This is a genomic window from Azospirillaceae bacterium (assembly GCA_028283825.1).
In the GTDB taxonomy this organism is placed as follows: Bacteria; Pseudomonadota; Alphaproteobacteria; order Azospirillales; family Azospirillaceae; genus Nitrospirillum.
On the sequence record JAPWJW010000003.1, the window covers coordinates 2,599,212 to 2,626,096 of the forward strand.

The 26,885-nt window shown below is 67.2% G+C and carries 21 protein-coding genes and 1 other RNA gene; 11 read left to right on the top strand and 11 right to left on the bottom strand.

Annotated elements, in window-relative coordinates:
* Positions 1-102: 102 nt before the first annotated feature.
* The 3 genes from PW843_23965 (at position 103) to PW843_23975 (ending at position 3,911) form a co-directional block, all read left to right on the top strand.
* The gene (locus PW843_23965) at positions 103-2,250 is read left to right on the top strand and encodes a protein-disulfide reductase DsbD family protein (protein MDE1149620.1); all 2,148 of its coding nucleotides are present in this window, start codon (positions 103-105) and stop codon (positions 2,248-2,250) included.
* 10 nt (positions 2,251-2,260) lie between these two features.
* Positions 2,261-2,443, top strand: coding sequence for a hypothetical protein (locus tag PW843_23970; GenBank protein ID MDE1149621.1), 183 nt, complete (start codon positions 2,261-2,263; stop codon positions 2,441-2,443).
* Between the two features lie 82 nt (positions 2,444-2,525).
* Complete coding sequence (locus PW843_23975) at positions 2,526-3,911, top strand: hypothetical protein (GenBank protein ID MDE1149622.1); 1,386 nt, start codon at positions 2,526-2,528, stop codon at positions 3,909-3,911.
* A gap of 163 nt (positions 3,912-4,074) precedes the next feature.
* Here PW843_23975 and PW843_23980 read toward each other — a convergent pair whose 3' ends face one another.
* The 3 genes from PW843_23980 to PW843_23990 all read right to left on the bottom strand — a co-directional run bounded on the left by PW843_23980 (position 4,075) and on the right by PW843_23990 (position 8,069).
* Positions 4,075-6,003 carry a hypothetical protein gene (locus PW843_23980; protein MDE1149623.1) on the bottom strand — a complete coding sequence of 643 codons (1,929 nt, stop codon included), beginning with the start codon at positions 6,001-6,003 and terminating at the stop codon, positions 4,075-4,077.
* A gap of 105 nt (positions 6,004-6,108) precedes the next feature.
* Positions 6,109-6,801 carry a 2OG-Fe(II) oxygenase gene (locus PW843_23985; GenBank protein ID MDE1149624.1) on the bottom strand — a complete coding sequence of 231 codons (693 nt, stop codon included), beginning with the start codon at positions 6,799-6,801 and terminating at the stop codon, positions 6,109-6,111.
* Between the two features lie 245 nt (positions 6,802-7,046).
* The gene (locus tag PW843_23990) at positions 7,047-8,069 is read right to left on the bottom strand and encodes a mitochondrial fission ELM1 family protein (GenBank protein ID MDE1149625.1); all 1,023 of its coding nucleotides are present in this window, start codon (positions 8,067-8,069) and stop codon (positions 7,047-7,049) included.
* A gap of 132 nt (positions 8,070-8,201) precedes the next feature.
* Between PW843_23990 and PW843_23995 the strand changes: the two genes are divergently transcribed.
* Positions 8,202-8,714: an Lrp/AsnC family transcriptional regulator gene (locus PW843_23995; GenBank protein MDE1149626.1), complete on the top strand. Its 513-nt coding sequence runs from the start codon at positions 8,202-8,204 to the stop codon at positions 8,712-8,714.
* Between the two features lie 132 nt (positions 8,715-8,846).
* Here PW843_23995 and greA read toward each other — a convergent pair whose 3' ends face one another.
* From greA to carA, 5 genes are all read right to left on the bottom strand, one after another.
* Positions 8,847-9,320, bottom strand: coding sequence for a transcription elongation factor GreA (gene greA, locus PW843_24000; protein MDE1149627.1), 474 nt, complete (start codon positions 9,318-9,320; stop codon positions 8,847-8,849).
* 155 nt (positions 9,321-9,475) lie between these two features.
* Positions 9,476-12,757 carry a carbamoyl-phosphate synthase large subunit gene (gene carB / locus PW843_24005; protein MDE1149628.1) on the bottom strand — a complete coding sequence of 1,094 codons (3,282 nt, stop codon included), beginning with the start codon at positions 12,755-12,757 and terminating at the stop codon, positions 9,476-9,478.
* Between the two features lie 248 nt (positions 12,758-13,005).
* The gene (locus PW843_24010; GenBank protein MDE1149629.1) at positions 13,006-13,590 is read right to left on the bottom strand and encodes a hypothetical protein; all 585 of its coding nucleotides are present in this window, start codon (positions 13,588-13,590) and stop codon (positions 13,006-13,008) included.
* 332 nt (positions 13,591-13,922) lie between these two features.
* On the bottom strand, positions 13,923-14,255 hold the full coding sequence (locus PW843_24015; protein MDE1149630.1) for a hypothetical protein: 333 nt from the start codon (positions 14,253-14,255) through the stop codon (positions 13,923-13,925).
* 157 nt (positions 14,256-14,412) lie between these two features.
* A complete protein-coding gene (gene carA / locus PW843_24020; GenBank protein ID MDE1149631.1) occupies positions 14,413-15,594 on the bottom strand; it encodes a glutamine-hydrolyzing carbamoyl-phosphate synthase small subunit in 1,182 nt (393 codons plus the stop codon).
* A 399-nt stretch (positions 15,595-15,993) separates the two neighbouring features.
* Here carA and PW843_24025 point away from each other — a divergent pair, with 399 nt between their 5' ends.
* The 4 genes from PW843_24025 to PW843_24040 all read left to right on the top strand — a co-directional run bounded on the left by PW843_24025 (position 15,994) and on the right by PW843_24040 (position 22,094).
* Entirely contained in the window at positions 15,994-16,425 is a 432-nt protein-coding gene (locus PW843_24025; protein ID MDE1149632.1) for a GatB/YqeY domain-containing protein, read from the top strand.
* A gap of 82 nt (positions 16,426-16,507) precedes the next feature.
* Positions 16,508-18,364 (top strand): DNA primase, encoded by a 1,857-nt coding sequence (dnaG, locus tag PW843_24030; GenBank protein ID MDE1149633.1) that lies wholly within the window; start codon positions 16,508-16,510, stop codon positions 18,362-18,364.
* 457 nt (positions 18,365-18,821) lie between these two features.
* Complete coding sequence (gene rpoD, locus PW843_24035) at positions 18,822-20,813, top strand: RNA polymerase sigma factor RpoD (protein ID MDE1149634.1); 1,992 nt, start codon at positions 18,822-18,824, stop codon at positions 20,811-20,813.
* A 150-nt stretch (positions 20,814-20,963) separates the two neighbouring features.
* On the top strand, positions 20,964-22,094 hold the full coding sequence (locus PW843_24040; GenBank protein MDE1149635.1) for a hypothetical protein: 1,131 nt from the start codon (positions 20,964-20,966) through the stop codon (positions 22,092-22,094).
* A gap of 7 nt (positions 22,095-22,101) precedes the next feature.
* Here PW843_24040 and PW843_24045 read toward each other — a convergent pair whose 3' ends face one another.
* From PW843_24045 to ssrA, 3 genes are all read right to left on the bottom strand, one after another.
* Positions 22,102-22,497 carry a TfoX/Sxy family protein gene (locus PW843_24045; GenBank protein ID MDE1149636.1) on the bottom strand — a complete coding sequence of 132 codons (396 nt, stop codon included), beginning with the start codon at positions 22,495-22,497 and terminating at the stop codon, positions 22,102-22,104.
* Positions 22,498-22,527: 30 nt separating this feature from the next.
* A complete protein-coding gene (locus PW843_24050; GenBank protein ID MDE1149637.1) occupies positions 22,528-23,016 on the bottom strand; it encodes a ClpXP protease specificity-enhancing factor SspB in 489 nt (162 codons plus the stop codon).
* A gap of 173 nt (positions 23,017-23,189) precedes the next feature.
* Positions 23,190-23,513, bottom strand: a transfer-messenger RNA (tmRNA) gene (gene ssrA / locus PW843_24055).
* Between the two features lie 187 nt (positions 23,514-23,700).
* Between ssrA and thyA the strand changes: the two genes are divergently transcribed.
* From thyA to PW843_24070, 3 genes are all read left to right on the top strand, one after another.
* Positions 23,701-24,591: a thymidylate synthase gene (thyA, locus tag PW843_24060; protein ID MDE1149638.1), complete on the top strand. Its 891-nt coding sequence runs from the start codon at positions 23,701-23,703 to the stop codon at positions 24,589-24,591.
* 11 nt (positions 24,592-24,602) lie between these two features.
* Positions 24,603-25,208: a hypothetical protein gene (locus tag PW843_24065; GenBank protein MDE1149639.1), complete on the top strand. Its 606-nt coding sequence runs from the start codon at positions 24,603-24,605 to the stop codon at positions 25,206-25,208.
* A gap of 113 nt (positions 25,209-25,321) precedes the next feature.
* Positions 25,322-26,830, top strand: coding sequence for a serine hydrolase (locus PW843_24070; GenBank protein ID MDE1149640.1), 1,509 nt, complete (start codon positions 25,322-25,324; stop codon positions 26,828-26,830).
* Positions 26,831-26,885 lie beyond the last annotated feature (55 nt).

The following is a 26,885-nucleotide window of genomic DNA, read 5'->3' on the forward strand; positions in this document are numbered from 1 at the left end:
TTCGCCCCGCAAACCAGGGGTGCGGCCAATCCCCCATGGCGACGGCGCCCGCCATGCACTACATGTGAGGGAAATCGGTTTCCTTAAGATGGCGGCGGTTAGATGAACGCGGTTAAGGCATGGGCGCGCAAGGGCGCCCTGGCGGCATTCGCCCTGGCATGCGCTTTCGGCGGGGGGACTGTCGCAAGTGCCGAGCCGGTGCACACCGAACATACCGTCAGCCGCCTGGTGGCCGAGGGGCCGGCCGTGCCGGGCCGGCCGCTGTGGGTCATGCTGGACCAGACGCTGCAGGACGGTTGGCACACCTATTGGGTCAATCCCGGCGACTCGGGCCTGCCGACGGAGGTCAACTGGACCTTGCCGGCCGGGTGGACGGCGGGGCCCCTGAACTTCCCGGCCCCCCATCGCTTCACCACCGGCCCCCTGGTCAACTACGGTTATGACAAGGCGACCCACGTGCTGGCCAGGCTGGACGTGCCGGCTGACGCCAAGCCCGGCACCAATGTCAGCCTGACCGCCGCCGCCAATTGGCTGATCTGCGCCGACGTCTGCGTGCCGGAGGATGCCACGCTGACGCTGGACGTGCCCGTGGCCGCCGCCGTCGCCAACGATGCCGATGTGGCGCCGCTGTTTGCGGAGGCGCGCGCCGCCTTGCCCGTGGACAGCCCCTATCCCGTCAGTGTGGAGACCGCCCAGGCCGCCGTGACCCTGCGCCTGGCCGCCCCCGGCCTGACGGCCGCCCAGGTCAAGGACGCCTATTTCTTCGCCGAGGATCCCGACCTGGTGGAGGCTGGCGCCCCCCAGGCCTTGTCATTCACCAAGGACGGCCTGGTGCTGGCCCTGAAGCCCACCGGCCGCGCCAAGCCCGGCCCGGTCAACGGCATCCTGGTGGTGACGGAGTTGGTCAATGGCCAGCCCACCACCCAGGCACTGGCCATCCATATCCCCGCCGGTGGGGCGGCACCCGCCTCATCCGGTGCCCCCGCCCCCGCAGGCGGCGAGGCCGCCCTGCCGCTATGGCAGGCCATGCTGTTCGCCTGCCTGGGCGGTATGGTGCTGAACCTGATGCCCTGCGTCTTCCCCGTGCTGTCGATGAAGGCTATGGCCCTGGTGCGCCACCAGGGCGCCCATGCCCGCCTGCATGGCTTGGCCTACGCCGTGGGCGTGCTGGCCTGCTTCGCCGCCGTGGCCGGCGTGCTGATGGTGCTCCGCGCCGGTGGGCAGGAGATCGGCTGGGGCTTCCAACTGCAATCGCCCGTGGTCGTGGCCGTGCTGGCCTACGTCATGCTGCTGCTGGCGCTCAGCATGTCCGGTGTCTTCACCGTCGGCGACCGCTTCATGGGGGCCGGCCAGGAACTGACCCAGGGTGAGGGCTACCTGCCGTCCTTCTTCACCGGCGTGCTGGCCACGGTGGTGGCCACCCCCTGCACCGCGCCCTTCATGGGTGCGGCGGTGGGCTACGCCCTGGTGCAGCCGTGGTTCGTGGCGCTGGCAGTGTTCCTGTCGCTGGGCTTCGGCATGGCCTTGCCTTTCCTGGCGCTGGCCTTCTCCCCCTGGCTGCTGCGGCATTTGCCCCGGCCGGGGGCGTGGATGGAACGGCTGAAGCAGGTGCTGGCCTTCCCGCTGTACGGGTCCGCCGCCTGGCTGGTCTGGGTGTTCGCGGTGCAGGTGGGGGCGGCCGGCATGGCCGACATCCTGATCGGCGTGGTGCTGGTGGGTTTCGCCGCCTGGCTGTACGGCGTCACCCATTATGCGGAAGGTTGGGGCCGGCGCGGCGGTGCCGTGGGCGCCATCATGGCCCTGGCGCTGGCCGTGGGGGCGGTGGCCGCCCACACCGGCACGGCAGCACCTGCCACCGATGGGGCGCCCAAGGTGGCGGATGCCGGCGGTTTCCAGCCCTTCTCCCCCGACGCGCTGGACAAGCTGCGGGCCGATGGCCGGCCGGTGCTGGTGGACTTCACCGCCGCCTGGTGCATCACCTGCCTGGTGAATGAGCGCGTGGCCTTGTCCAGCGACACGGTGCATGCCGCCTTCAAGGCGCACGACGTGGCCCTGCTGAAGGGCGACTGGACCAAGCAGGACCCGGTGATCACCCGCGTGCTGCAGGCCCACGGCCGCGACGGCGTGCCGCTCTACCTGTTCTACCGCCCTGGCCAGGCCGAGCCCGAGGTCTGGCCGCAGATCCTGACGGAGGCCCAGGTGCTGGACGCCGTGGGCAGCCTGCCCAGCCGCAGCGCCAGCGCGCAGTAAGGGACGACCCATGGCTTTCGTGATCATCGCGGTGCTTGCGGGCGTCTATTGCCTGGTGCGGGCCCTGCTGGACCTGCGGCAGAAGCGTTATGTCTGGGCGGTGCTGGGGCTCGCGGTTGGCATCGCCCTGCTGGCCATGCCCGTGCCCACATATTCAGTGGCGCCCGCGCCGCCAGTCGACGCTGGTAAATAGGCGCGCTTGTCGCGGAAATGACTTTGAAGCCGGGTATGCTCCCCGCCGTTTACGGCGGTTAACGCCCCTTCAAGGAAGACAGATGCGACGCCCCCCATTCCGCAAGACCCGTGTCCTTGGCCTGGCCCTGACGGCGGCCTTCTATTTCGCCGCCCAGCCGGCCGCCTGGGCCTGGAGCAACCACCCGCTGTGCACCTGGCAAGCGGTGGCGGTGTTGCCGGACTTGGGCGGCCGCACCGTGCCGGTGGAGCCGCTGGCCGGCTTCCTGGCCAAAGAGGCCGCTCCGCTGGCCAAGGTCCTGAATGACGAAGAGCTGTGGGCCCGGGCCAACGTCCCGTTCTATGCCCCCCGGCCGGACACGCTGGCCTTCCAGGCGTCCCCATCGGACGACGCCACGGCTTTGCGCCGGGCCTTCCTGCACGCCATCCGCGCCAATGAGGACATGCCGCTGGGGCTGTACCTCCAGCGCCAGCCCGGTGTGGTCGTGCCGGCGGACAAGGTCATGCCCCTCACCGACTTGAGCGTGCTCAAGAGCCTGGGTGACCTGGATGAGGCCAGCCTGGAGCGGGTGGAGGAGGGGGCCACCGTGCCCGTGGCCGACGTGGTCGCCACCGCCTCCAACGAGCCGGACTTCGGCCTGGACATCGGCCTGTGGCAGGACAATGGCACGGCGCAGAGCGCCCCCTACGCCTTTGGGCCGCAGCCCTTCGGCAACCCGCGCCTGGATTACGGCAGCCAGGCGCCCTTCCATATGGGTTTTTATCACGAGGCCGGCATCATCTACCGCGCCGCCCCTTTCCTGCAGCACACCTACCCTGAGGCGCGCATCCACCTGTACATGACCCTGGCGCGCTTCGCCTTCGCCCAGGGGCATCCCTACTGGGGCTGGCGCTTCGCCGGCTGGGCCGTCCATTACGTCCAGGACATGGCCCAACCCTATCACGCCCGCGTCCTGCCCGGCGTCGGCGTGGCCGGCATGCTGTGGACCAGCGTGCTGGACATGGCGGGCGTCCATGGCCCCAAGCTGGCGGCCCTGACCCGCGTCACCAACCGCCATACGGTGGTGGAGAATTACCAGTACCGCCGCATGGCGACCGCCTATCAGCACGGCGACATGGCCGATCCCCTGTTGGCGGCGCTGCGCGACACCACGGGCGACGCGGCACTGCCCCGTTTGCTGCCCGACTCGCCGCGCGGCATCATCAGCACCCAGTCGGCCGCCGCCGCCGATGCGCTGGACGCCCAGCTGGAGCGCACCTTCCCGGCCCATTACGTGACCGATCCGGACACCGATCCCGCCGAACTGAAGGATCCGGACATGTCGGAGGTTGCCCGCCAGGCCCCGGTGGCGGAGCAGCAGAAGCTGACCAATCTGGTCGCTGATCGCATGCGCCAGGTTGGCCGCGACACCCGTGCCGTCATCCGCGCGCTGGAGGCGGACCAGGCGGCCGCGGCCGCGAAGCCCTAAAAAAGGAAAAGGGCCGGCGGATCGCTCCGTCGGCCCTTTTGTATTCTTCCTAGGCCGCGACCGCGGCCACCGGAGCTTTCCGGGGAGCCGCAGGCAGACTGGAAAGCGAGGAAGCCAAGCCGGCGGATGCCGGCGCCCGGCGCTTGAGGGAACAAAACAAAACTCAAAACCCAAACATGTGATCCAGCGCGAATGCCCCGTGGGCGCCATCGCGGATCAGGCCGTGATAGCCGAATAGGCGGCAGGTGGTGTCGCGGATCAGGACATAGGCGTCGCGGCCGGCCTCTTTCACCTCGGCACTGGTGAAGGTCTGGCCGACGCGGAAGTGGAAGCTGCCGGAACAGGCGATGTTGACCGTGCGGCGGGCGATTTCGCGCCCGTCCTTGGTGGTCAGCACCAGGGCGGTGTCTGAGCGCCGCTTCCACGGCGTGCTGGCCGGATAGATGAGGTGGCACAGGGTGTCGACGTCGGTCGCCATGCCGGTGCGCAGGAACAGCCGCGTGGACAGGCCGGGCGCGCGGCCGGAATAGGACTGCGGCTCGTTCCGGTAGGTCAGCACGGTGTTGAACATGTGGGCGCCGAAGCTGGTCTCGGCGGCGTGGCCGCTGGTCGCGTCCTCATACCGGAACAGGGCGTGCAGCCAGCCGTCGGCCTCGGTACCGGACGCGAAGTCGTAGATCAGTTCCAGATGGCCGTAGCCGGAGGGCAGGGCCTTGGCCCCCAGCAGATCCGCCGCCTCGAACGCCATCTCGTGGTTGCGCGGCAGGTTGCCCAGGTCGCGGCGCGCCACCTCCGTCCCATCGGCGTCATAGACGATGGCGGTCAGCGGCAGGTGCGCCTGCGTCGTCGCCATGGGCGTGGGCAGGGCGATGGTGCGGAAGCGGTTGGCCGGGAAGATGGGCGCCGGCAGGATGAAACCCTTGCCCATCAGGTTGGTCAGGGCCGCCAGCTTGGGATCGGGCTTCAGATCGCCCCGTTCCACGTTGGGGTGGGCGATGCGGCGGCGCACGCCACCGGTGGCCGTGCGGCGGATGACCTCGTACCGCGGGCGGACGAAATGCTTGCCGGCGCGGATCTCCACCTGCTGCGGCCAGCGGGCCTCGGGCAGCAGGCTGGCCACGTCCAGCGGGAAGGTGGCGTAGGGGGCGACCTCCCGGTTCATCGGCACCGCCACGTCATGTCCCATCAGGTTCAGGGCGACGGCGCCCACCGGGATGGGGCAGGGGTGGCTGTTCTGCACCCACAGGATGACCTGTTCGTCATCGCGGGGCGCCGGCAGGCCAGCATAGAAATCGGACGGCCAGGCGTTGGCGTCGTGGGTGCAGGACAGGGTGTCGGCCCCGTCGCCATAGGTGTCCAGCGCGTACTTCACCACGTCGTGGCCGGCGGCGTTCACCACGTGGATGAACAGCTGGCCGGTGAACTCGGCCAAGTCGAAACGCTTGCGCACCTGGGCGCTGTCGATGACCACGGTGCCGTCGGCACCGGGCAGGTCCTGGGTCCAGCGCGCCAGCACCTGGCCGGCGCCGTCGAACAGGCAGAGCCACAGATAGGGCTCGTCCGCGCCATAGCTGGACCAGTAGTTGGCCGTCACCACCCGGGTATGGTGGCCGTCCGCGTCGCGGAAAAAGGCGTAGTTGGTGGCGAAGTTCAGCGGCGCCAGATAGGTGCGCGGATCGGTCAGCAGGTCCGGCGGCAGCTTCAGCGGGTCCAGCGAGAACACGGGCACGCCGGCTGGGATCAGGTGGCGGATGTGCTCCACCAGCCGGTCGGCATCGAAGGCCGCCACGAACACGGCGTCCACGCTGGCGTCGGCCAGTTCCGTCACCGGCTGGGCGGGGCGGCCCAGCAGGGGCTGGCCGATCTTGTCCACGTTCTGGACATAGATGCCGGCCACGGTCACATCGGTCAGGTGATGGATCTCGTCGAACGGCTCCAGCATGTTCAGCGGATCGTAGATGGCGACCCGGCCGGCGGCGCGCAGATCGGCCAGCAGCATCCGCGCCGGCTCCGCCGCCAGCGGATGGCCGATGGCCTTGAAATAGCTGCTGCCGCCGGTGACGCTGCTGAAGGTCTCGATCTTAAGGGGCATGAACCGGTCCAGGAATGGGGACCGCCGGCAGCGGGGCCGGCGGCGCATCGGTGGGTTATAAGGGTAGGCCCGCCAAAAGGACAGATGGCCGGCCGTTCGGCAAACTCAGCGGAAGGGGTTCAGCCGCTTCATCTTGGCCGACAGGGCGTGGCGGAACTGTTCCCGCTTCACCACACCGTCATCGCGGACCCAGTTCAATTGGATGGCGCGGCGCTGGCCGACGAAACTGGTGTGCCCGTGCCAGGCGGTGGGGCCGTTCAGGAAGGCCAGCAGGGTGCCCTCCTCGGGCGGGACCTCGGCCACGGCATCGTCCAGGCTGTCAGGGCCGCGCAGCAGGCGCAGGCGGCCCTCCGCACTTTCCCACGCCGGGTTCATGTAGATCAGCACGGTGATGATCTTGGTCTTGCTGTCGACGTGGATCTGCCCGTCCTGCGCCTTGGCCCGGCCGCGCACCGTCACCATGGTGGGGTGGTCGGTCAGGTCGATGCCGAACTTCTCCTCGAACGCCGCCGTCATGGCCGGGCCCTGGATTTCCTCCAGCAGGGACTGGAAGGCCGGGCCGTAACTCAGTTCCCGCGAGGGGAAGCTGCCCGGCAGTTCGATCTCTGGGAAGTCACGGTGGATGGCGGCGCGCGCCTCCGCCCGCACGAAGCCGGGGATGATGAGATGGGTGAAGGGATCGTGCGACAGCGGCATGGCGCGGAAGGCGGCCAGGTCGATGTTGCGGCCCGGGTCCGTCGCCAAGGCGCCGGGGGCGGCCGTGGGGGAGGTGTTCGACGTGGCGGAGGTGCCGATCATGGTCCTGCTTCTTCTAGGCTGGCATCCGGGGTCAGCCCCCGATGGATGGCATTACTTTAGAATCATTCTTGATGATATTGACTCGCAAATACCTCACCCCAGGTGGGGCGGCGGCGCATCGGGGTCAATATCCGCGCACGCCTAAACATGGGAATTCGGGCGCGGCGATCAAATCGTTCGAAGGGTCGGCGTCACTATAACACAGGCAAAATTACACAGGCGAAGCGGCCGTATGTCGTCGCGGCTCAGGGCCGTGCCGGCCGGCGGGCGGCCATGCGCCGGCGCACTTCCGCCGCCACGCGCGGGGTGTCGTCCAGCGGCGTGGGCGCCCAATCGTCCAGCGTGCCGGTGAAGGGCCGGGTGACGCCCCGTTCCACCATCAGTTCGTGGAAGCGGTCGAACTTGGCCGACCCGCCCTCCAGGGCGATGACGTAGACGGGTTTGCCGGTGCTGGCGGCCTCCGACACCATGGACACGCTGTCGCCGGTGCACAGCACGGCGTCCGCCAGGCCCAGATAGCCGAAATAGGGATTGGGGCCGGTGCCGTCCCAGACGACGGCGTTGGCGCCGCCCAGGCGCCGGCGCAGCACGGCCTCGTTCTCCGCACCGGTGCGGCGGGACGGGGTCACCATCAGGCCGACGCCGTTGGCGGCCAGGGCCGCCAGGCGGTCGGCCAGCTGCTCGGTGATGGCGGGCGTCAACTGGTAGACGCCGTTGGACCCACCGATCAGCACCGCCACGCGCGGGTGGGGCAGGTGGTCCAGGGCGGGGGCGAAGCGTGCGGCCTCATCCCGCAGGCGCGCCGCCGTCACACGGTGCAGGGCGCCCAGGCTTTCCATGACATTGGGCCCGTCCTTGCGGTCATGGGCCGGCATGACCACCAGGTCGAACAGGCCGAAGGGCACCCCCGGGTTCTGGATGTGGACGCAGAAGGTGCGGCCGCTGCTCCGGCGCCGGATGGCCAGCGCCGCCCCCACGCCCTGCCGGCCCGAGGTGATCAGCAGGTCCGGCCAGGGCGGGGCCAGGGTGTCGGAGTCGGGGGTCAGGGCCCGCGTGAGGCTGAGCGGCAGGTAGGGCGTCAGCTGCCGCCAGGGCGCTTTCAAATGGACGCGTTTGACCACCGGTGTCGCGCCCACGGCCTCCGCCAGGCCCAGGCACTGGTTCTCCATCCCCGGCTTGCCGTCGGTCAAAACCCAGCAGGTGGGCGGGGTTGCGGGCGGTACGTCCGTCGCGGCGGCGGCGGTGCGGTCGGGGGTGGCGGCGGTCATGGATGGGCTGATGTCGTCGTCACGGGGATGAGGGATCGTTTCTTGCGCAACAATCTTGCTTGCCTGGGGGCGGACGGCAATCTATGTAATATCCTTTCCTCCCCACCCCTCCCCGGAGCAAAAGACAATATCATGCGGCGGGTCAAACTCGACCGAATTGATCGGCGTATCCTGCGTGACCTGCAGGCGGACGGCCGAATGACCAACGTGGAACTCGCCCGGCGGGCCGGCATTTCCGCCCCCCCGTGCCTGCGGCGCGTGCGCGCGCTGGAGGAGGCGGGTTTCATACGGGGCTATCACGCGGACATCAACCCGGAAGCCCTGGGCTTCGGCGTCACGGTGTTCGCGCAGGTGGGCCTGTCCTCCCAGGCGGAAGCCGACCTGAAGAAGTTCGAAGGCATGGTCAACAGCTGGCCCGAGGTGCGGGAATGCAGCATGCTGGCCGGCGAAACCGACTTCCTACTGAAGATCGTGGCCGCCGACTGGGACAGCTACCAGCGTTTCCTGACCACCAAGCTGACGGCGGCCCCCAACGTCAGCCACGTGAAGTCGGCCCTGGCCATCCGCCAGTCCAAGTATACGCCCGGCGTTCCCATCGACGTTGAGGTCGGTCCGGAATCGCTGGATGACGAAGACGGGGAGTGATGGGCGCGACATTTGATCGTGGATGATCAAATGTCGCTCCTCAGTCGCCAGGCGCTCGCGTTCGCATAAAGAAAGGCCCCCGCCGGATCATCCAGCGGGGGCCTTTCTTTTGTGCCGTGCGGGCGTTCCGCCTTAGCGGAAGGCGATCTCCACGATCTCATAGCTCTTGGAGCCACCCGGCGTGGTCACTTCGACATTGTCGCCGACATGCTTGCCGATCAGCGCGCGGGCCAGCGGGCTGGTGATCGACAGGAAGCCGTTCTTGATGTCGCTTTCGTCCGCGCCGACGATCTGATAGGTCGATTCCTCATCCGTGTCCTCATCGGCCAGGCGGATGGTGGCACCGAACTTCACGGTGTTGCCGGTCAGCTTGGCCACGTCGATGACCTCGGCGCGGCTGACCTTGTCCTCCAGCTCCATGACCCGGCCTTCGATGAAGCTCTGACGCTCCCGCGCGGCATGGTATTCGGCGTTTTCGGACAGGTCGCCGTGTTCGCGCGCTTCGGCGATGGCCTTGATCACGGCCGGCCGCTCGACGACCTTCAAATGCTTCAGTTCTTCTTGCAGGCGGTTGTAGCCCGCAGCCGTCATCGGGATCTTTTCCATAGCCTTCGATATTCCGTTACTCAGAACCCAAGGGCTGTCCTTGGGGCGTGCCCTGGGGGCCGCATCGCGACAACGAGAAACCGTCCCGAGGGTAACCTTCCCCCGGGGTGGCGGCCGGTCGGCCGTCATCCCCAGGTCGGTCGATCACCCGCAGGTTAATAAGTCCCGCTCAGATAAGACTGAAGCGGTGCCACCTCAAGGCTGCCGGTACGCAGCGCGGAGATGGCGTCCACGGCGGCGCGGGCACCCGCGACCGTCGTGTAGTAGGGAATGTTATTGACGAGTGCGGTGCGGCGCAAGCTGAAGCTGTCGGACACCGCCTGGGCGCCTTCCGTGGTGTTGAACACCAGCTGCACGGCGCCATCGATCATGGCATCGACGATGTGCGGCTGGCCCTCCAGCACCTTGTTCACCGGCGAGACCGGGATGCCGGCCGCCGACAGCGTCTTGGCCGTGCCGGACGTGGCGATGATCTTGAAGCCCAGATCGACCAGGCGACGGGCCACCGGAACCAGGTGGGGCTTGTCTCGTTCCCGAACCGAAATGAACACCGTACCGGTGGTGGGCAGGGTGACGCCGGCGCCCAGCTGCGCCTTGGCGAAGGCCAGGGCGAACTGCTTGTCCAGGCCCATGACCTCACCGGTGGAGCGCATTTCCGGCCCCAGCAGGATGTCGACGCCGGGGAAGCGGTTGAAGGGGAACACCGCTTCCTTCACCGCCGTGTGCGGCGGGAAGGCGCCGCCCAGCTTGAAATCGCTCAATTTTTCGCCGGCCATGACGCGGGCGGCGATCTTGGCGATGGCGGTGCCGGTGGCCTTGGCCACGAAAGGCACGGTGCGCGAGGCGCGCGGGTTCACTTCCAGGATGTAGATGTCCTGGCCGGCCGGGCCGTTGCCGTCCGGATTCGCCTTGATGGCGAACTGGATGTTCATCAGGCCGACGACGTTCAGGCCGTGGGCCAGCGCCTCGGCCTGGCGCGACAGTTCGTCCACCACCGGCTTGGGCAGGGTGTAGGGGGGCAGGGCGCAGGCGCTGTCGCCGGAATGGATGCCGGCTTCCTCGATGTGCTCCATGATGCCGGCGACGTAGACCTGGGTCCCGTCGCAGACGGCGTCCACGTCCACCTCGATGGCGTCCTGCAGGTAGCTGTCGATCAGCACCGGATTCTTGCCCGACACCTTGACCGCCTGCGCCATGTAGCGCTTCAGGCCGGCCTTGTCGTGCACGATCTCCATGGCGCGGCCGCCCAGCACGTAGGACGGGCGGATGACGACGGGGAAGCCGATCTCGTCGGCCGCCTTCTCCGCCTCTTCCAGCGAGCGCGCCAGGCCGTTGTTGGGCTGGCGCAGGCCCAGCTTGTGCAGCAGCTGCTGGAAGCGTTCGCGGTCCTCGGCCAGGTCGATGGCGTCGGGGCTGGTGCCCAGGATGGGGATGCCGGCCTCTTCCAGGTCGCGCGCCAGCTTCAGCGGCGTCTGGCCGCCCAGCTGGACGATGACGCCCAGCACGGTGCCGTTGGACTGTTCGGTCCGCACCAGCTCGATCACGTCCTCACCGGTCAGCGGCTCGAAATACAGCCGGTCGGCGGTGTCGTAGTCGGTGGACACGGTCTCGGGGTTGCAGTTGACCATGATGGTCTCGATGCCGGCCTCGCGCAGGGCGTAGACGGCATGGACGCAGCAATAGTCGAACTCGATGCCCTGGCCGATGCGGTTGGGACCGCCGCCCAGGATGACGACCTTCCTCTTGTCCGTCGGCTCGGATTCGCAATCGCCGGGCACGCTGCCGTCACCCTCGTACGTGGAGTACATGTAGGGCGTCTTGCTGGCGAATTCGGCGGCACAGGTGTCGATGCGCTTGAACACCGGGCGCACGTTGAAACCGCGGCGGGCGGTGGCCACGGCGGCCTCGGTGCTGCCGGTCAGGGTGGCCAGGCGCGCGTCGGAGAAGCCCTGGGACTTCAGCCGGGCGAAATCCCGGGCCGCCAGGGCACTCAGGCCGCCCTTGCGGACCGCCGCCTCGGTCTGGATGACCTCTTCGATCTGGCGCAGGAACCACGGATCGACGCGGCAGGCGGCGTGGATTTCCTCCACCGTCAGGCCGTGGCGGAAGGCCTGGGCGATGACCAGGATGCGGTCGTGCGTCGGCTTGGACAGGGCGGCACGGATCTTCAGCGGATCGGCCACGCCGCTGCCGTCGGTCAGGTCGATCTCATCGAAGCCGGTCAGGCCGGTTTCCATGGAGCGCAGGGCCTTCTGCACCGATTCGGCGAAGCTCCGGCCGATGGACATGGCCTCGCCCACCGACTTCATCGACGTGGTCAGCAGCGGGTCGGCGCCGGGGAACTTCTCGAACGCGAAGCGCGGCATCTTGGTGACGACGTAGTCGATCGTCGGTTCGAAGCTGGCGGGCGTGCTGCCGGTGATGTCGTTGTCCAGCTCATCCAGCGTATAGCCAACGGCCAGCTTGGCCGCGATCTTGGCGATGGGGAAGCCGGTGGCCTTGGACGCCAGGGCGGACGAGCGGCTGACGCGGGGGTTCATCTCGATGACGACGACGCGGCCGTCCTCGGGGTTCACGGCGAACTGGACGTTGGACCCGCCGGTGTCCACCCCGATCTCGCGCAGCACCGCGATCGAGGCGTTGCGCATCAGCTGGTATTCCTTGTCGGTCAGCGTCAGTGCCGGCGCCACGGTGACGCTGTCACCGGTGTGGATGCCCATGGGGTCGATGTTCTCGATGGCGCAGATGATGATGCAGTTGTCGCGGCAGTCGCGCACAACCTCCATCTCATACTCCTTCCAGCCCAGGACCGATTCCTCGACCAGGACTTCGCCCACCGGGCTGGCGCGCAGGCCGCCGCGCACGATGTCGTTGTATTCCGCCTTGTTGTAGGCGATGCCGCCGCCGGTGCCGGCCAGGGTGAAGCTGGGGCGGATGATGGCGGGCAGGCCCACGAAGGCCAGCGCGTCGGCCGCCTCGGCCTCGGACTTCACCATGCGCGACTTGGGGCTTTGCAGCCCGATCTTGTCCATGGCGTCGCGGAACAGCAGGCGGTCTTCCGCCTTTTCGATCACGTCGGCCTTGGCGCCGATCAACTTGATCCCCAGCCGGTCCAGCGTGCCGTCATGGAACAGCTTCAGCGCCGTGTTCAGCGCCGTCTGGCCGCCCATGGTGGGCAGCAGGGCGTCGGGGCGCTCCTTTTCCAGGATCTTGGCGACGACGGCCGGGGTGATGGGCTCCACATACGTGGCGTCGGCCAGGCCGGGGTCGGTCATGATGGTGGCGGGGTTGGAGTTGACCAGGATGACCCGGTACCCCTCTTCCTTCAGCGCCTTGCACGCCTGCACACCGGAATAATCGAATTCGCAAGCCTGGCCGATGATGATCGGGCCGGCGCCGATGATGCAGATGGACTTGATGTCTGTGCGTTTAGGCATGAGGGTCAGCCGCCATTTTTTGAATTCTACCGCCCGGACCGTCCGGCCCATCCCGAAGGGGGCTCCAGACGCCGGCCACACAAAACAATCCCCCGCCCTGGAATGATGGCGCGGGGGATTGTTCGGCTGAGCAGCCTATATAAAGGGGGCCGGCCTTGGGGGGAAGCGCTGCATATGGGGTGGGGGGGTGCGCATACCGCAACCCCCAGGGGCTTGCCAGCGCTTGCGGGCCGTTTTGGCGAATGTTCTCAAGGGGTTTTGGGCACCGCCGCCGGGGCCGCGCCCGGTGGCGTGCCGGCGGGTGTGCGGCCGTAGCCGCCGCCGGGGCCGTAATACCAGGGCAGCAGCGCCGTCTGCTGGGCGGTGTACACGGCGCAGAGGCCGGTGTCCTGCCGGTCGAAGAAATAGACCTCGCCCATCTGGCGCTGCCGGTCCGGGTCCACCAGGTTGATGGCCCAGGTGCCGTAGGCCACCCCCAGGGGTGATTCCTTGGGCCCGAAGGCGCGATACAGCAGGTTGATGCGCTGGATGAAACGCCCGCGGCGGCAGGCGGCGGACAGCGCCTTGGAATAGACCATCATCCGCGTCGCGGGCTGGGCGAAGGCATAAACGATGCGCGGCAGGGTGTAGGGCGGCGGCAGGGGCAGGGCGATGGCCGGCCGGGGGCGCGGTTCCACCGGGCCGGGGCCCAGATGGCCGGGGTTGGTGCGCTCCAGCGGGATGCCGTCATGCGGCGGTCCCGGCGGCAGCATCCATTGCGAGGGCGTGCGCGGCGGGTCCGACTGGGCATGCGCCACCCCGGCGGTCAACGTGACCGCGAACCAACCCAGCATGAGTGAAACCAGGATGCGCATCGCCGAGAAATACCATGGATGGACCATGGCGACGAGTCGGCGCCTGAAACCCTGAAGATCGCCTTAGAGCGGAACGCGATCAGGTGGAATCACCTGATCGTGTAAATCCGCTCTATCATGAACAGCTTACGAGCAAGATGCGATCATGCCTGATCGCATCTTGCTCTAACCGGCGATGCAAGATGTTCCGACGCCAATGTAGGCCCCGACGGGGCCGCCGGAGATTTTTGGGGAGCGTCAGCGGACTGAAAATCGAGGATCAGCCAAGCGGCCGGATGGCCGCGCCCGGCGTCTGAGGGCAAACGAAAATATTAGCGTGAGCGTAGATACCGCGTCAGGAAGCCGGCCACCTTCAGGCGTCGCGCCTCATCCAGGCCGACATAGCTGATCTTGGCGTCCTTGCCCATGACGGTGGCCACCTGGCCGTCGCAGACGAAGGCGACGTTCTCCTTGCTGTCCTTGAACGCCACTTTCATCTTGAAGGCCGTACCCTTGCCCAGGCTGGCGGCGCCGGTGGCGGTGAAGCTGTCCACCGCCATGTTGCCGATGGGATAGGTCTTGGAATTGATGACGACGCTGGCGGTCAATGCCGGCACCTTCACCTTCTCCACCACGTCCTTCTTCAGGAAGTCGAACACACCCATTATTGCCCTCAGCGCCAACGCGAACCGGAATTCTATCGCAATATGGTGGTTTTTACGAGAGGGGGCAGGGTTTGATGCCTATCCAAAAGGAGAGGCCCGGCGGATTTTCCGGCCGCCGGGCCTCTAAAACGTTCAGATCTGCGACCGCCGTTGCCGGTCAGCGGGCGGCGATGGCCTCGACGAAGCGGTCGAACAGATAGTGGCTGTCCTCCGGGCCGGGGCTGGCCTCGGGGTGGTACTGGACGGAAAACACGGGCTTGTCCTTCACGCGGATGCCCTCGTTCGTGCCGTCGAACAGCGAGACGTGCGTGACCTCCACCCCCTCAGGCAGGCTTTCCGGCAGCACGACGAAGCCGTGGTTCTGGCTGGTGATCTCCACCCGGCCGGTGGCCAGGTCCTTCACCGGATGGTTGGCGCCGCGGTGGCCCTTTTCCATCTTGGTGGTGCGCCCGCCCAGCGCCAGGGCCAGCAGCTGGTGGCCCAGGCAGATGCCGAACAGCGGCAGGCCGCTGGCCACGATGTCCCGGATCATGGGCACGGCGTAGGTGCCGGTGGCGGCCGGGTCGCCGGGGCCGTTGGACAGGAAGACGCCGTCCGGCTTGTGGCCCAGGATCTCTTCCGCCGTGGCGGTGGCGGGCACCACCGTCACGCGGCAGCCGGCATTGGCCAGGCAGCGCAGGATGTTGCGCTTGGCGCCGAAATCGACGGCGACGACATGGTGCTTGGGGTCCGTCTGGCGGCCGTAGCCGCCGGCGATGGTCCAGGTGCCCTCATCCCAGGTGAAGGTCTGGCCGCAGGTCACGTCCTTGGCCAGGTCCATGCCTTCCAGGCCGGGCCAGGCCTTGGCCTGCGCCACCAGGGCGTCCAGGTCGAACTTGCCGTCCGGCGCGTGGGCGATGACGCCGTTGGGGGCGCCGCCGTCGCGGATGCGGCGGGTCAGCGCCCGGGTGTCCAGGCCGCCCAGGCCCACCAGGCCGTGGCTTTTCAGCCAGGCGTCCAGGCCGCGGGTGGCGCGCCAGTTCGACGGCTCGGTGATGTCGGCGCGCAGGATCAGGCCGCGGGCCGCCGGGGTGATGGTCTCCACATCCTCGTCATTGGTGCCGACGTTGCCGATGTGGGGGAAGGTGAAGGTGATGATCTGGCCGGCGTAGGACGGATCGGTCAGGATTTCCTGGTAGCCGGTCATCGAGGTGTTGAAGCAGACCTCGCCCACCGACTGGCCGGCGGCGCCGATGCCCTTGCCCCAGAGGATGGTGCCGTCCGCCAGGACCAGGACGCCGGTGGCGCCTTCGGGCTGCGGGGGGCGGGTCGGGGCGGTTGCGGTCATCGCTTCTTCCATCTGCTCTTGCAGGGCGCCCGTCGTGGCTGGCGTCCTGACGTCTCTACCGGTCGATCCTGGGCGCGCGCCAAGGCAGGGGCGGGAGCCGCCCCCTTGGCGCGGGCAGGCCGCGAGGGCCGCCCAATATCGTCGGAAATTCTTCTGTCACATAGAGAAGGCGGGCGCCGCGGTCAAGCGATGGGCCCCATGCGGAAGGCGCGGGGGACCCTCCGTCATCTGGGCGCTGGCGCGGCGTCGGGTGGCGGGGTAAGGTTCGTCCTTCCCCATCGATTGGCCTTCATCCCGCATGCGACCACCATACTTGGGGGTCCCGGCACTGGGGGCACGGGTGGGATACCGGTTGCCATAACGCCTCTTGAGGAACCCGATCCATGCTGCGCGAGCGGTATCACCCAGGCCATGAAGGACGCCATGAAGGCCAAGGACACGCAGACGCTGTCCGCCGTCCGCATGATCATGGCCGAACTGAAGAAGCGGGACATCGACGCGCGCCCCAAGGGCATCACCGATGGCATCGCCGACGCCGACATCGGCAGCATGATGCAGACCATGGTGAAGCAGCGCCGCGAGTCCGTGACCCTCTACCGCCAGGGTGGCCGGGAGGAGCTTGCCGCCCAGGAAGAGGCGGAGATCGCCGTCATCATGTCCTTCCTGCCCAAGCAACTGACCGAGGAAGAGACCAAGGCCGCCGTCGCCCAGGCCGTGACCGACACCGGTGCCGCCAGCGTGAAGGACATGGGCAAGGTCATGACCGTGCTGAAGGACAAGTACACCGGCCAGATGGACTTCTCCACCGTCGGCCCGCTGGTCAAGGCCGCGCTGAACGGCTGATGTCATGAGTGCCGGGGCCGGGCTTTTCGCCGGCCCCGATTCTTGCCGCGCCAACCCTTGCTACGGATCCGGCCCACCGCCCATGGCCCTGCCGCCCCAATTCCTGGAAGAACTGCGCAACCGGCTGACGCTGTCGGACGTGGTGATGCGGCGCGTGCGGCTGCAACGGGCGGGGCGGGAGTTCCGCGCGCCCTGTCCCTTCCATAACGAGAAGACGCCCAGCTTCTACGTCAACGACCAGAAGGGCTTCTTCCACTGCTTTGGCTGCGGCGCCCACGGCGATGTCATCGGCTTCGTCATGCGGCAGGACAATCTGTCGTTCATGGAGGCGGTGGAACTGCTGGCGCCCGACGCCGGCCTGACCGTGCCTAAGGCCACGCCGCAGGATCGCCAGCGCTTCGAGCGCGAGAAGTCGCTGTACGATCTGGTGGAGCGGGCGGCCAAGTGGTTCGAGGGCCAGCTGCGCGCCCCCGTCGGCCGTCACGGCCTGGCCTACCTGAAGGGCCGCGGGCTGGAAGACGAGGCCATGGCCCGCTTCCGCCTGGGCTATGCCCCCAGCGACGGGGCGGGTTTGCGCGCCGAACTGGTCACCGCCGGCTATACCGAGGCCGACATGGTGGAGGCCGGGCTGTTCAAGCGGCCCGACGACGGCCGGGCGCCGTTCCCCTTCTTCCGCAACCGGGTGCTGTTCCCCGTTACCGACCGGCGCGGCCGGGTGGTGGCCTTCGGTGGCCGCATCCTGGAGGGCGAGGGGCCGAAATACATCAACTCCGCCGAGAATCCGCTCTTCCACAAGGGCGACATCCTCTATGGCATGAGCCGGGCGCGCCAGGCGGCGGCGGACGGCAAGCCGGTGATCGTCACCGAAGGCTATATGGACGTCATCGCCTGCGTCATGGCCGGGTTCGAAGGCGCGGTGGCGCCGCTGGGCACCGCCCTGACGGAAACGCAGATCCAGGCGCTGTGGAAACTGGCGCCCGAGGGCCAGCGCTTTCCCATCCTGTGCTTCGATGGCGACAACGCCGGCCGGCGGGCGGCGTTTCGCGCGGTGGAGCGCATCCTGCCGCTGCTGATGCCCGACCATTCCGCCCGTGTCGCCTTCATGCCGGAGAAGGAAGACCCCGACAGCCTGATCCGCAGCGGTGGTGCGGTGGCCTTGCAGGCCATCCTGGACCGTGCCCGGCCCCTGTCCGACGTGCTGTGGGACATGGAGGCGGAGGGCCGCGACTTGGCCCAGGCCGACGCCCAGGCGGGGCTGGAGGCGGCGCTGGACGCGGCCCTGCAACGCATCCCCGACGCCCGGGTGCGCCGCGCCTATGAACGCGACTACAAGGATCGCTTCTTCCGCCTGGGCCGGCGCGGTAGCGGACGGCCCGGCGGCACGCCCTTCGTGCCCCGGGGACGGCCGGCGCCGGGTGACTTCCCCGTGGCGCGCAAGTGGGACAAGCGCTTTCGTACCGGGGTGGAAACGACGTCCGTGCGCTGGCGCGAGCGCCTGCTGCTGGCCATCGTGCTGAACCATCCGGCACTGTTCGAGACCATGGGCGAGACGCTGGCCACCATCAACTTCGTCGGTGAAGGCCAGGAACGGCTGCGCCAGGCCCTGGTTGAGCGCTTGTTCCACGATTCGGGACTTGACGCGGACGACTTGCGACGCCACTTGTCAGCATGCGGCTTCGCTGAAGAGCTGGACGAGACGCTGGGGGTGGACCTTCCCGCCTACGCCCGTCCGGAAGCGACGCTGGAATCCGCCCGTGCGGGTTGGCAGGAGGTATGGCTCAATTCGCAGGAACTGGTGTTCCAGAACGAATTGCGCGAGGCGGAGCGGCGCCTGGCCGAGGATCCCACCGAGGAGACCCTGGCCCGGTTGATGGCCCTTAAGCGGGAAGAGTTGATACGCCGGGGCCATGCCCTGGATCCGGAGGGTGAGGGCGCCTGACGCCCCGCCCCAATGGCTTCCCGCACAGCGGCGGGGTGCCGGCAAGGTTGATGGATTTGAACGCTGGGGAGCGTCGATACGATTACGAAGAAAAGCAGCACGGGTTCGTCTGACCGGACGGGCCCACGGAACGGATAGGGACTGATATGGGTGGCGTGGCCGGGGACTTTTTCACCCGGTACGGCACCTTTTTTCGTCCTCGCCCCCGTTTTTGGTGGGATCCGGCGCTTTCTTTGGGTATCGGGTGTCCCCTGCGATGCAGGTTTAAGGGCGGGTGCGATGCCGGTATGCCGGAACGGTGTGCCCGGACAGGACCCGCCCGGACGTCTAAGTGCGGACGTTCAAGTGTTGTCGCGTTTGAGTAAAGGGTATGGGCCGGCGCCCAGGAAAGCTGGCTTCAGGATTGAACCGGCATTCCAGTTGGTTTGCATTTCAGTTAGTCGGGGACATTGAGCGAATGGCCACGAAAGCAGCGCAGAGTGCGGACGTTTCCGAGGCGCGTGAGGAACAGGTTGACGGCCCGCTGATGGACGGCATGGGCCTGGCCTTCAAGAAGATGATCCAGCGCGGCAAGGAGCGGGGGTTCGTCACCATTGACGAACTGAACGCGGCCGTGCCCCCCGACCAGTCCTCATCCGAGCAGATCGAGGACACGATGGCCATGCTCAATGAGATGGGCATCAACGTCATCGAATCGGAAGAGCAGGACGCCGAGGCCGGCGGGGAAAGCGGCGGCGACGGCGAAGGCCGCGTCTCCGGCAACCTGGACGATGACGATATCGGCCGCACCGACGACCCCGTGCGCATGTATCTGCGCGAGATGGGCTCGGTGGAGTTGCTGTCGCGCGAAGGCGAAATCGCCATCGCCAAGCGCATCGAGGCCGGCCGCGAGATGATGATCGGCGCGATCTGCGAATCGCCGCTGACCATCCGCGCCATCATCCAGTGGCACGAGGCCTTGCAGGAAGGCCGCATGCTGCTGCGCGACATCATCGATCTGGACGCGACCTATGGCGTGGACCCGGAATCCGGTGAGCTGACCGAGGCTGTGCTGGGCGCTGAAGAGGCCCCCCGCGAGGAAGCGGCGGCGGAAGGTGCCGAAGGCGCGCCGGAGGGCGAGCCGGGTGCCGAGCGCCCGGAAGGTGCCGAGGGCGGTGAAGCTGAAGGCGGCGAGGAGGAGGCCGGCATTTCGCTGGCCGCCATGGAAGCCGAACTGAAGCCGATGGTCATCGAGACCTTCCAGACCATCGAGGACACCTACGACAAGCTGCACAAGATGCAGGAGCTGCGGCTGGCGGCCATCCAGCGCGGCGAGGACCTGGGCAAGGCCCAGGACAAGAAGTACGACAAGCTGAAGGCCGAGCTGACCGAGCTGGTGAACTCCGTCCGGCTGAACAACAGCCGCATCGAAGCGCTGGTGGAACAGCTGTACGGCATGAACCGCCGCCTGATGGGTTTCGAGGGCAAGCTGCTGCGCTTGGCCACCGACTGCAAGGTCAAGCGCGAGGACTTCCTGCACCACTATTACGGTGCGGAGTTGGATCCCAACTGGCTGGACCGGGTGAAGGGCAATTCCAAGGCCTGGGCCAAGTTCGCGGAGCGCAGCGCCAGCGAGATCGTGAAGGTCCGCGAGGGCATCAACGAGATCGCCGAGGGCGTGCGCCTGCCGATCAGCGAGTTCCGCCGCATCGTCTCCACCGTGCAGAAGGGCGAGAAGGAAGCCAGCCGCGCGAAGAAGGAGATGGTGGAGGCCAACCTGCGCCTGGTGATCTCCATCGCCAAGAAGTACACCAACCGCGGCCTGCAGTTCCTGGACCTTATCCAGGAAGGCAACATCGGCCTGATGAAGGCGGTTGATAAGTTCGAATACCGCCGCGGCTACAAGTTCTCGACCTATGCGACCTGGTGGATCCGTCAGGCCATCACCCGGTCCATCGCGGACCAGGCCCGCACCATCCGTATCCCTGTGCACATGATCGAAACGATCAACAAGCTGGTGCGCACCTCGCGCCAGATGCTGCACGAGATCGGACGCGAGCCGACGCCGGAGGAATTGGCCGAGCGGCTGATGATGCCGCTGGAGAAGGTCCGCAAGGTCCTGAAGATCGCCAAGGAGCCGATCAGCCTCGAGACGCCGATCGGCGACGAGGAAGACAGCCACCTGGGCGACTTCATCGAGGACAAGAACGCCGTCCTGCCGCTGGACGCCGCCATCCAGGCGAACCTGCGCGAGACGACGACCCGCGTCCTGGCCTCGCTGACCCCGCGTGAGGAGCGTGTGCTGCGCATGCGCTTCGGCATCGGCATGAACACCGACCACACCCTGGAAGAGGTGGGCCAGCAGTTCAGCGTGACCCGCGAGCGTATCCGCCAGATCGAGGCGAAGGCGCTGCGCAAGCTGAAGCACCCGTCCCGCTCGCGCAAGCTGCGCAGCTTCCTGGACACCTGATCCCGATAGGGTTCAGGCACTGAATGAAAGGGGCGGTTCCTCACGGGGCCGCCCTTTTTGTTTGGGCTTGAGGGAGGGGCACCGCCGCTGCGTGGCTCATCGCCCGAGGGCGTGTTAGATCTTGCCAGCCATCCAGCATGAGAGGGCGATTTGAAGCGTCTGGTTGTCGTTGTCACTGTCAGCTTGATTGCGATGGTCGCCGCCGCAGTGATCGCTATTCGGTCGTCGCCGTCCCTGATCACACTACTGACGGCCTTTTTCGCAATTCTATCTCAACATCTGCCGTCGCCGCCGCCGTCCCCCGCGCCCCACGACCTCCTGAACTACAAGGTCGAGCGGCAGTTGACGTTTTCCCAACCCACCGGACTGGCCTGGAATCGGGACCAATCGCGGCTAGCGGTACTGAATAACTCCCATATTGACGTTCTCGACACGCGCGATTGGCGCATCCTGTTCCGGATAGAGCGTGTCGATGGTACGCTTTCGCATTGCATATTCTTCACCGACGGCAACGCCATTATTGCTAATTCCGCTTATGCGACGAAGGAAGGGCCGCATTATTTCGCGGCCGTTTGGGATGGCAGTGACGGGCATTTGATCAGGGAAATTGAAAGGCCCCAGGCCCTTCCGACGAAAAGCAATGATCGGATGACGGCCTGCGACCTGTCATCCGATGGAACGATGTTCGCCGCTTCAAGCATGATGAGTGACTACGTGGTCGTCTACGGCACCGCCGATTGGACCGTCTTGGCGATCAATCGGTTTATGGACACGCATTCGGGCGTGACCGGCGTTTCTGATGTCCGTTTCTTCCACCACTCCAAGCGCATCGCCGTGACCGCCGGTTTCGGAGCCCTTTTTATTTCCGATGTCGGTGGGGAGAGGAACAGCGTGCCGGTCCTGCGATCCCGAATAGCGGAGTTGGACTATCATGCTCTGGAAGTGGATGCCGATGACCGCTTGATCGCCGTGGGTGGTGGGCGGCTTCCTCCGAACGCCCACGGCGTTTCACCACTGGCCGTTTATGATGTGTTGAACGGAACAGCCAGGCCGATAATGAACGTCCAATTTGGGGCGGTCGATTTCGTGCGGTGGTTGGGCAATGGAGAGTTGCTCACCGGCGGGGATAGCCCCAACAGGATGCTGGTTGTTGATCCGGCGCGGGGGCCGCGCTATGCGGAAGATACAGGTGTCGATGATCGCCCTGGTGCCGCTGCGGTCGGGGACGTCTGGATTGCCGCCATACGGGGTAACAGCGTCGTGATCTATCGGCGCCAATGACAGCCGTCTATTCCAGCAGCATATCCGCCAGGTTCTTCTTCGCCGGCGCGCGCCGCTTCTTCGGTGTCTTGGCCGGTGCCCGCAAGGCCGCGTCCACGGCCAGGCGGGCCCAGTGCAGCAGCACGTCGGGCTCGTCCAGTGCGCCGTCGGGCGGGGTGTAGTAGCCCAGTGAGCGATGGGGCTTGTCGGCCCAGGGCGTGAAGCGCTGGCAGCCCGCTGCCTCGAACGCGGGCAGGCTGACGGTGTCCGCCTTCAGGTACAGGGTGTCGTCGCCGGTGATCAGGGCGAAGTTGCGGCCGTGCAGTTGCAGGCCCCGGCCGCCGAACAGGCGCACCGAGTCAACCGGTCCCAGCGGGGCCAGCAGATCCAGGATGTAGTCCAGGAAATCGGGGGAGACGGGCATGGGCCGTTATCGCCTCCCCAACGCCTTCGCTTATTTCTTGCGGAAGGCGTCCAGCGCCACGACGGTGCCGCCCTGCTTGGGCGCGTCGTCATCCTCGCCTTCCGGCGCAGGCGCGGCTTCTTCCTCGGTAAGCTCTTCCGCCGTCTCGGCCAGCTCATCCTCTTCGGGGGGCTGGAACTGCAGGGCGAAGTTGACCGAGGGGTCGGCGAAGGTGGTGATGGCGGCCATGGGGACCACCAGCCGCTCGTGGCTGCCGTTGAAGCTCAACGTCACTTCCAGCCGCTCGTCATTCACGTCCAGGCCGTAGAACTGGTACTGCAGGACGATGGTGATTTCATCCGGGTACTTGGCCCGCAGGAATTCCGGCATGCGCACGCCGGTGTACTGGGTGCGGAAGCTGATGAAGAAGTGGTGCTCGCCGGGCAGGCCATGCTCCTGCACTTCCCTCAGCGCATCGCGCACGACGCGGCGCAGGGCGGCCTCGACCATCCGGTCGTAGCGAAGGAGATCCGTGGACATGGCAGGCAAAACGCTCCGGTAGCGGGTAGCAACGTGCACCAATAGACCCGCCCGCCACGTAATTTGCAAGCACAGGCGCTTGTCCGCGCCGACGGGACGGGGCGGCGGGCCGCCAATCATTCTTCCAGTGTTCAGTCATTCAGACGAGTCGCCCTCAGGCAGGCGGCGCGTCTAGTGGGGGGCTTCTGTTGCCGGGTGCCCCCCGAACCCCGTTCTTAGCTATCCGCTAACACCCCGTTGAGGGTATTAGGCGGCCATGCGAAGAGCAGGCGCCGAATTATCGTTGGCACCTATAAAACGGCCCGATAACGGCGGAACCATGCCGAGCGAAAACCATGCCTTTACCACGCACGTCGATCCTGATTCGCCCCCATGATGGTGGAGGCGCCGGGTACCGCCCCCGGGTCCGTAACGCTTATTCCGCAAGGCGTTTATCGCCATAGTCGAGCGAACCCGACATCCCTAATATAGGGAGCCTGCGGCCAAAGTGGAAGGCTTTCACGTCATGGCAGCCGCCCTATTGGAAAATCAATGCGATGGCGGCTTTCCTCAGCAGCCCGTCCCCAGGGGCGCCCGTCGCGCCCGAGTTTTGGGTTCCGGGCGGGCACGCACTACACTATGTAGTGTGTGGGTGCTGGCCGACCCGCCAGCCTGTTGATCGTTCGTGTGAGTGAGGGCCCCGCCATGGCGCATCCGGAATACCAGTACCTGTCCCTGCTGCGCCGCCTGATCGACCAGGGCGCCGTGCGCGGCGACCGCACCGGCGTGGGCACCCGCGCCCTGTTCGGGGAGCAGATGCGCTTCGACCTGTCGGCCGGTTTCCCCCTGCTGACCACCAAGAAGATTTTCCACCGCCAGGCCATCCACGAGATGCTGTGGTTCCTATCGGGCGACACCAGCATCCGGCCGCTGCTGGCCAACAAGGTGCGCATCTGGACCGACTGGCCGCTGGCCAACTACCGCAAGGTGACGGGCGAGGCCATCAGCCAGGATGAGTTCGAGGCCCGGGTCATGGCCGACGACGCCTTTGCCGCCCAGTGGGGCGATCTGGGTCCCGTCTACGGCAAGCAGTGGCGCCGCTGGCAGGGGGCGGACGGCCGGGTCATCGACCAGATCCAGGAACTGGTGGACGGCATCCGGAACAACCCCACCAGCCGCCGCCTGCTGTTCACCGGCTGGAACGTGGCCGACCTGCCGGCCATGGCCTTGCCCCCCTGCCACATGACCTATCAGTTCTTCGTGGCGGACGGGAAGCTGTCGGGCCTGATCTTCCAGCGCAGCGCCGACACCCTGCTGGGCCTCCCCTGGAACCTGTGCGAAGGCGCGCTGCTGATCCACATGCTGGCCCAGCAGTGCGACCTGGGGGTGGGTGATCTGGTGTGGCAGGGCGGCGACGTCCACCTTTACAACAACCACGTCCCCCAGGCGGAGGAGCAGCTGACGCGTGAGCCCCGGCCGTTCCCGCAGCTGCTGATCAAGCGCCGGCCCGCCAGCCTGTTCGACTACCGATTCGAGGATTTCGAGATCACCGGCTACGACCCCCACGCGCACATCAAGGCGGACGTGGCGGTCTGAGCAAACCCGAAGTGGAGGCGGGGAGGGGCTATGCGCCGGTTGACGGTGGCGGCTGGTTTCGTCCTGGGCTGGCGGCAACGCCGGCCTTCGCCGATGTCCCGCCCAAGGAAAGCCTGCTGATGCGGGAGGCTGACTACACCTGCTTCCGGGCGACGGCGGCGGGTGGCCTTGTCCTGATGCCGCCGTCGCCGGCGCCACTTCATGTCGGGAACCATGTGGCCCGGACGCAGGAAGAATGGCGGGCGCTGTGGTGGAACACTTATGGCGGGGGCTCCAATCCCCTGCCGGCGTCCTTGCCTGACGGTCATATCGCCGTCGCAATCACCATGCGGGGATCGGACCAGGCGCATGCCCACGTCCGCACCATCGAGGATGACGGGACCACGGTGCGCTTCGGTGTTCAGCGGGAAGAGCGCAAGGCGCCCCTGCATGTCGAATCCCATACCGGACAGGCCATTGTCGAGTTCCATTCCGACAGCGGCACGCTTGAAACCCTGGTGATTTTCTATCCCGCCCCAGCCGGAAAGCCGGTCACGTTCACCGTGCTGCCGGACCTGGTGTGGACGCCGGCAACCGAGCGTGAGACTTGGGCCGTCCCGCCCTGTGCCCGGCATTAACGGTGGTTCTCTCGCCAAGTGGCTCTCAGCCGTCAATCCCACCCCTGTTAGCCTGAGCGCCGCGCCGGCTGAGGGTCGGTGAATGGGGGAGAAGTTCCATGCGGCGGGGATGGATGCTGGGGGCCGCGGCCCTGCTGGTGGCGTCAGGGGTGGGCGCGCAGGAGGCGGGCCGCGCCGTGACGCCGCAGGCCCGCGCGCCGGGCCAGGTGGCGGCCGTGGCCGACGCGGCCCTGGCAACAGCGATATTGGACAGCGTGGCGTTGGACAAGGCGGCGGCCGGCACCGACGCCTTCCTGCGGGCGCAGATGGAGCAGTCCCACATTCCCGGTTTGCAGGCGGCGGTGGTGTGGCACGGTCGCATCGTCTTCGCGCGCGCCTACGGTGTCGCCAACTTGCAGACGCCGGTGCCGGTGACGGCCGAGACCATCATGGCCGTCAATTCCATCACCAAGGCCTTCACCGGCGTCGCCGCCGTGCGCCAGGCCATGGCCGGGGCGCTGGACCTGGAGGCACCCGTGGGTCGTTATCTGGACGATCTGCCGGAGGCCTGGCGCGCCATCCCCATCCGCCAGCTGCTGTCGCACATGTCGGGCTTGCCCGACATCAACGCCGCCCCTGGCGCCCGCGCGGCGGAGACGACGCAGGATGCCGTCTGGGCCTGGGTGCGGGCGCAGCCGGTGAAGTTCCCACCGGGGGAGCGCTTCGATTATTGCCAGACCAACTACGCCCTGGTGCAGCGGGTGCTGGACAAGCTGGCCGGCCTGCCGCCCGACACGCCGGTGACCCCGCCGCTGTTCCAACTGGCCGGCATGGCCCATACCGGCTTTGGCGACAGCACGATGGTGACGCCCGGCAAGGCCGCCGGCTACGTCTATGCCAAGGGTGATGAGGGCGCCCGCGTGCTGCGCCCGGTCTATGAGATTTTCCGGCCCCTGCACCGGGCGTCCAGCGGTATGGACAGCACGGCGGAGGACATGGCCCGCTGGATGATCGCCGTCACCGACGGCCGCCTGCTGGATGCCGCCGGCCGGCAGACCCTGTGGACGCCAATGGCCTTCAACGACGGCCATCCGGGCCAATGGGCCATGGGGTGGGAGGTGCTGGACCGTGGCCACGGCCACCGCGCCGTGGGCATGACCGGCGGCGGCCGCGCCGCCTTCTTCCTCTATCCCGAGGATGATCTGGGCGTGGTCATCCTGACCAACCTGTCCGGCGCGGTGCCGGAGGACATGATCGACCAGGTGGCCGCCCTCTATGGCGCCCGGCTGGGCGGCATGGCCGCATTGCGGGTGGCGGTGCAGCGCCAGGGCTATGACCAGGCGGCCACCATCGCCGCGGGCCTGGCCCAGGCCGACCCCGACTTTCGCCCGGCGGAGGCGGAACTGAACGACTGGGGCTATCGCCTGCTCAGCAACGGCCAGTCGCGTGACGCGCTCGCCATCCTGAAGCTGGCCGCCGACCGCTTCCCCGACAGCGGCAACGCCCAGGACAGCCTGGGCGAAGCGCTGGCCGCCACCGGCGACAAGCCGGGCGCCATCGCTGCGTACGAACGCTCGCTGGCGCTGGACCCGAAGAACCGGAACGCGGAGCGGCGGCTGGAGAAATTGCGGGCGGGTGGATGAGGCGCGCGCGTGGACAGACGGCCCGGCCCATCTTACCCTAAGGGACCTTCAACCC

Bases quoted from the DNA above. Each gene is read 5' to 3' on its own strand.
- PW843_23965 (MDE1149620.1), top strand. From the start codon at position 103: ATGAACGCGGTTAAGGCATGGGCGCGCAAGGGCGCCCTGGCGGCATTC.
- PW843_23970 (MDE1149621.1), top strand. From the start codon at position 2,261: ATGGCTTTCGTGATCATCGCGGTGCTTGCGGGCGTCTATTGCCTGGTG.
- PW843_23975 (MDE1149622.1), top strand. From the start codon at position 2,526: ATGCGACGCCCCCCATTCCGCAAGACCCGTGTCCTTGGCCTGGCCCTG.
- PW843_23980 (MDE1149623.1), bottom strand. From the start codon at position 6,003: ATGCCCCTTAAGATCGAGACCTTCAGCAGCGTCACCGGCGGCAGCAGC.
- PW843_23985 (MDE1149624.1), bottom strand. From the start codon at position 6,801: ATGATCGGCACCTCCGCCACGTCGAACACCTCCCCCACGGCCGCCCCC.
- PW843_23990 (MDE1149625.1), bottom strand. From the start codon at position 8,069: ATGACCGCCGCCACCCCCGACCGCACCGCCGCCGCCGCGACGGACGTA.
- PW843_23995 (MDE1149626.1), top strand. From the start codon at position 8,202: ATGCGGCGGGTCAAACTCGACCGAATTGATCGGCGTATCCTGCGTGAC.
- greA (MDE1149627.1), bottom strand. From the start codon at position 9,320: ATGGAAAAGATCCCGATGACGGCTGCGGGCTACAACCGCCTGCAAGAA.
- carB (MDE1149628.1), bottom strand. From the start codon at position 12,757: ATGCCTAAACGCACAGACATCAAGTCCATCTGCATCATCGGCGCCGGC.
- PW843_24010 (MDE1149629.1), bottom strand. From the start codon at position 13,590: ATGCTGGGTTGGTTCGCGGTCACGTTGACCGCCGGGGTGGCGCATGCC.
- PW843_24015 (MDE1149630.1), bottom strand. From the start codon at position 14,255: ATGGGTGTGTTCGACTTCCTGAAGAAGGACGTGGTGGAGAAGGTGAAG.
- carA (MDE1149631.1), bottom strand. From the start codon at position 15,594: ATGGAAGAAGCGATGACCGCAACCGCCCCGACCCGCCCCCCGCAGCCC.
- PW843_24025 (MDE1149632.1), top strand. From the start codon at position 15,994: ATGAAGGACGCCATGAAGGCCAAGGACACGCAGACGCTGTCCGCCGTC.
- dnaG (MDE1149633.1), top strand. From the start codon at position 16,508: ATGGCCCTGCCGCCCCAATTCCTGGAAGAACTGCGCAACCGGCTGACG.
- rpoD (MDE1149634.1), top strand. From the start codon at position 18,822: ATGGCCACGAAAGCAGCGCAGAGTGCGGACGTTTCCGAGGCGCGTGAG.
- PW843_24045 (MDE1149636.1), bottom strand. From the start codon at position 22,497: ATGCCCGTCTCCCCCGATTTCCTGGACTACATCCTGGATCTGCTGGCC.
- PW843_24050 (MDE1149637.1), bottom strand. From the start codon at position 23,016: ATGTCCACGGATCTCCTTCGCTACGACCGGATGGTCGAGGCCGCCCTG.
- thyA (MDE1149638.1), top strand. From the start codon at position 23,701: ATGGCGCATCCGGAATACCAGTACCTGTCCCTGCTGCGCCGCCTGATC.
- PW843_24070 (MDE1149640.1), top strand. From the start codon at position 25,322: ATGCTGGGGGCCGCGGCCCTGCTGGTGGCGTCAGGGGTGGGCGCGCAG.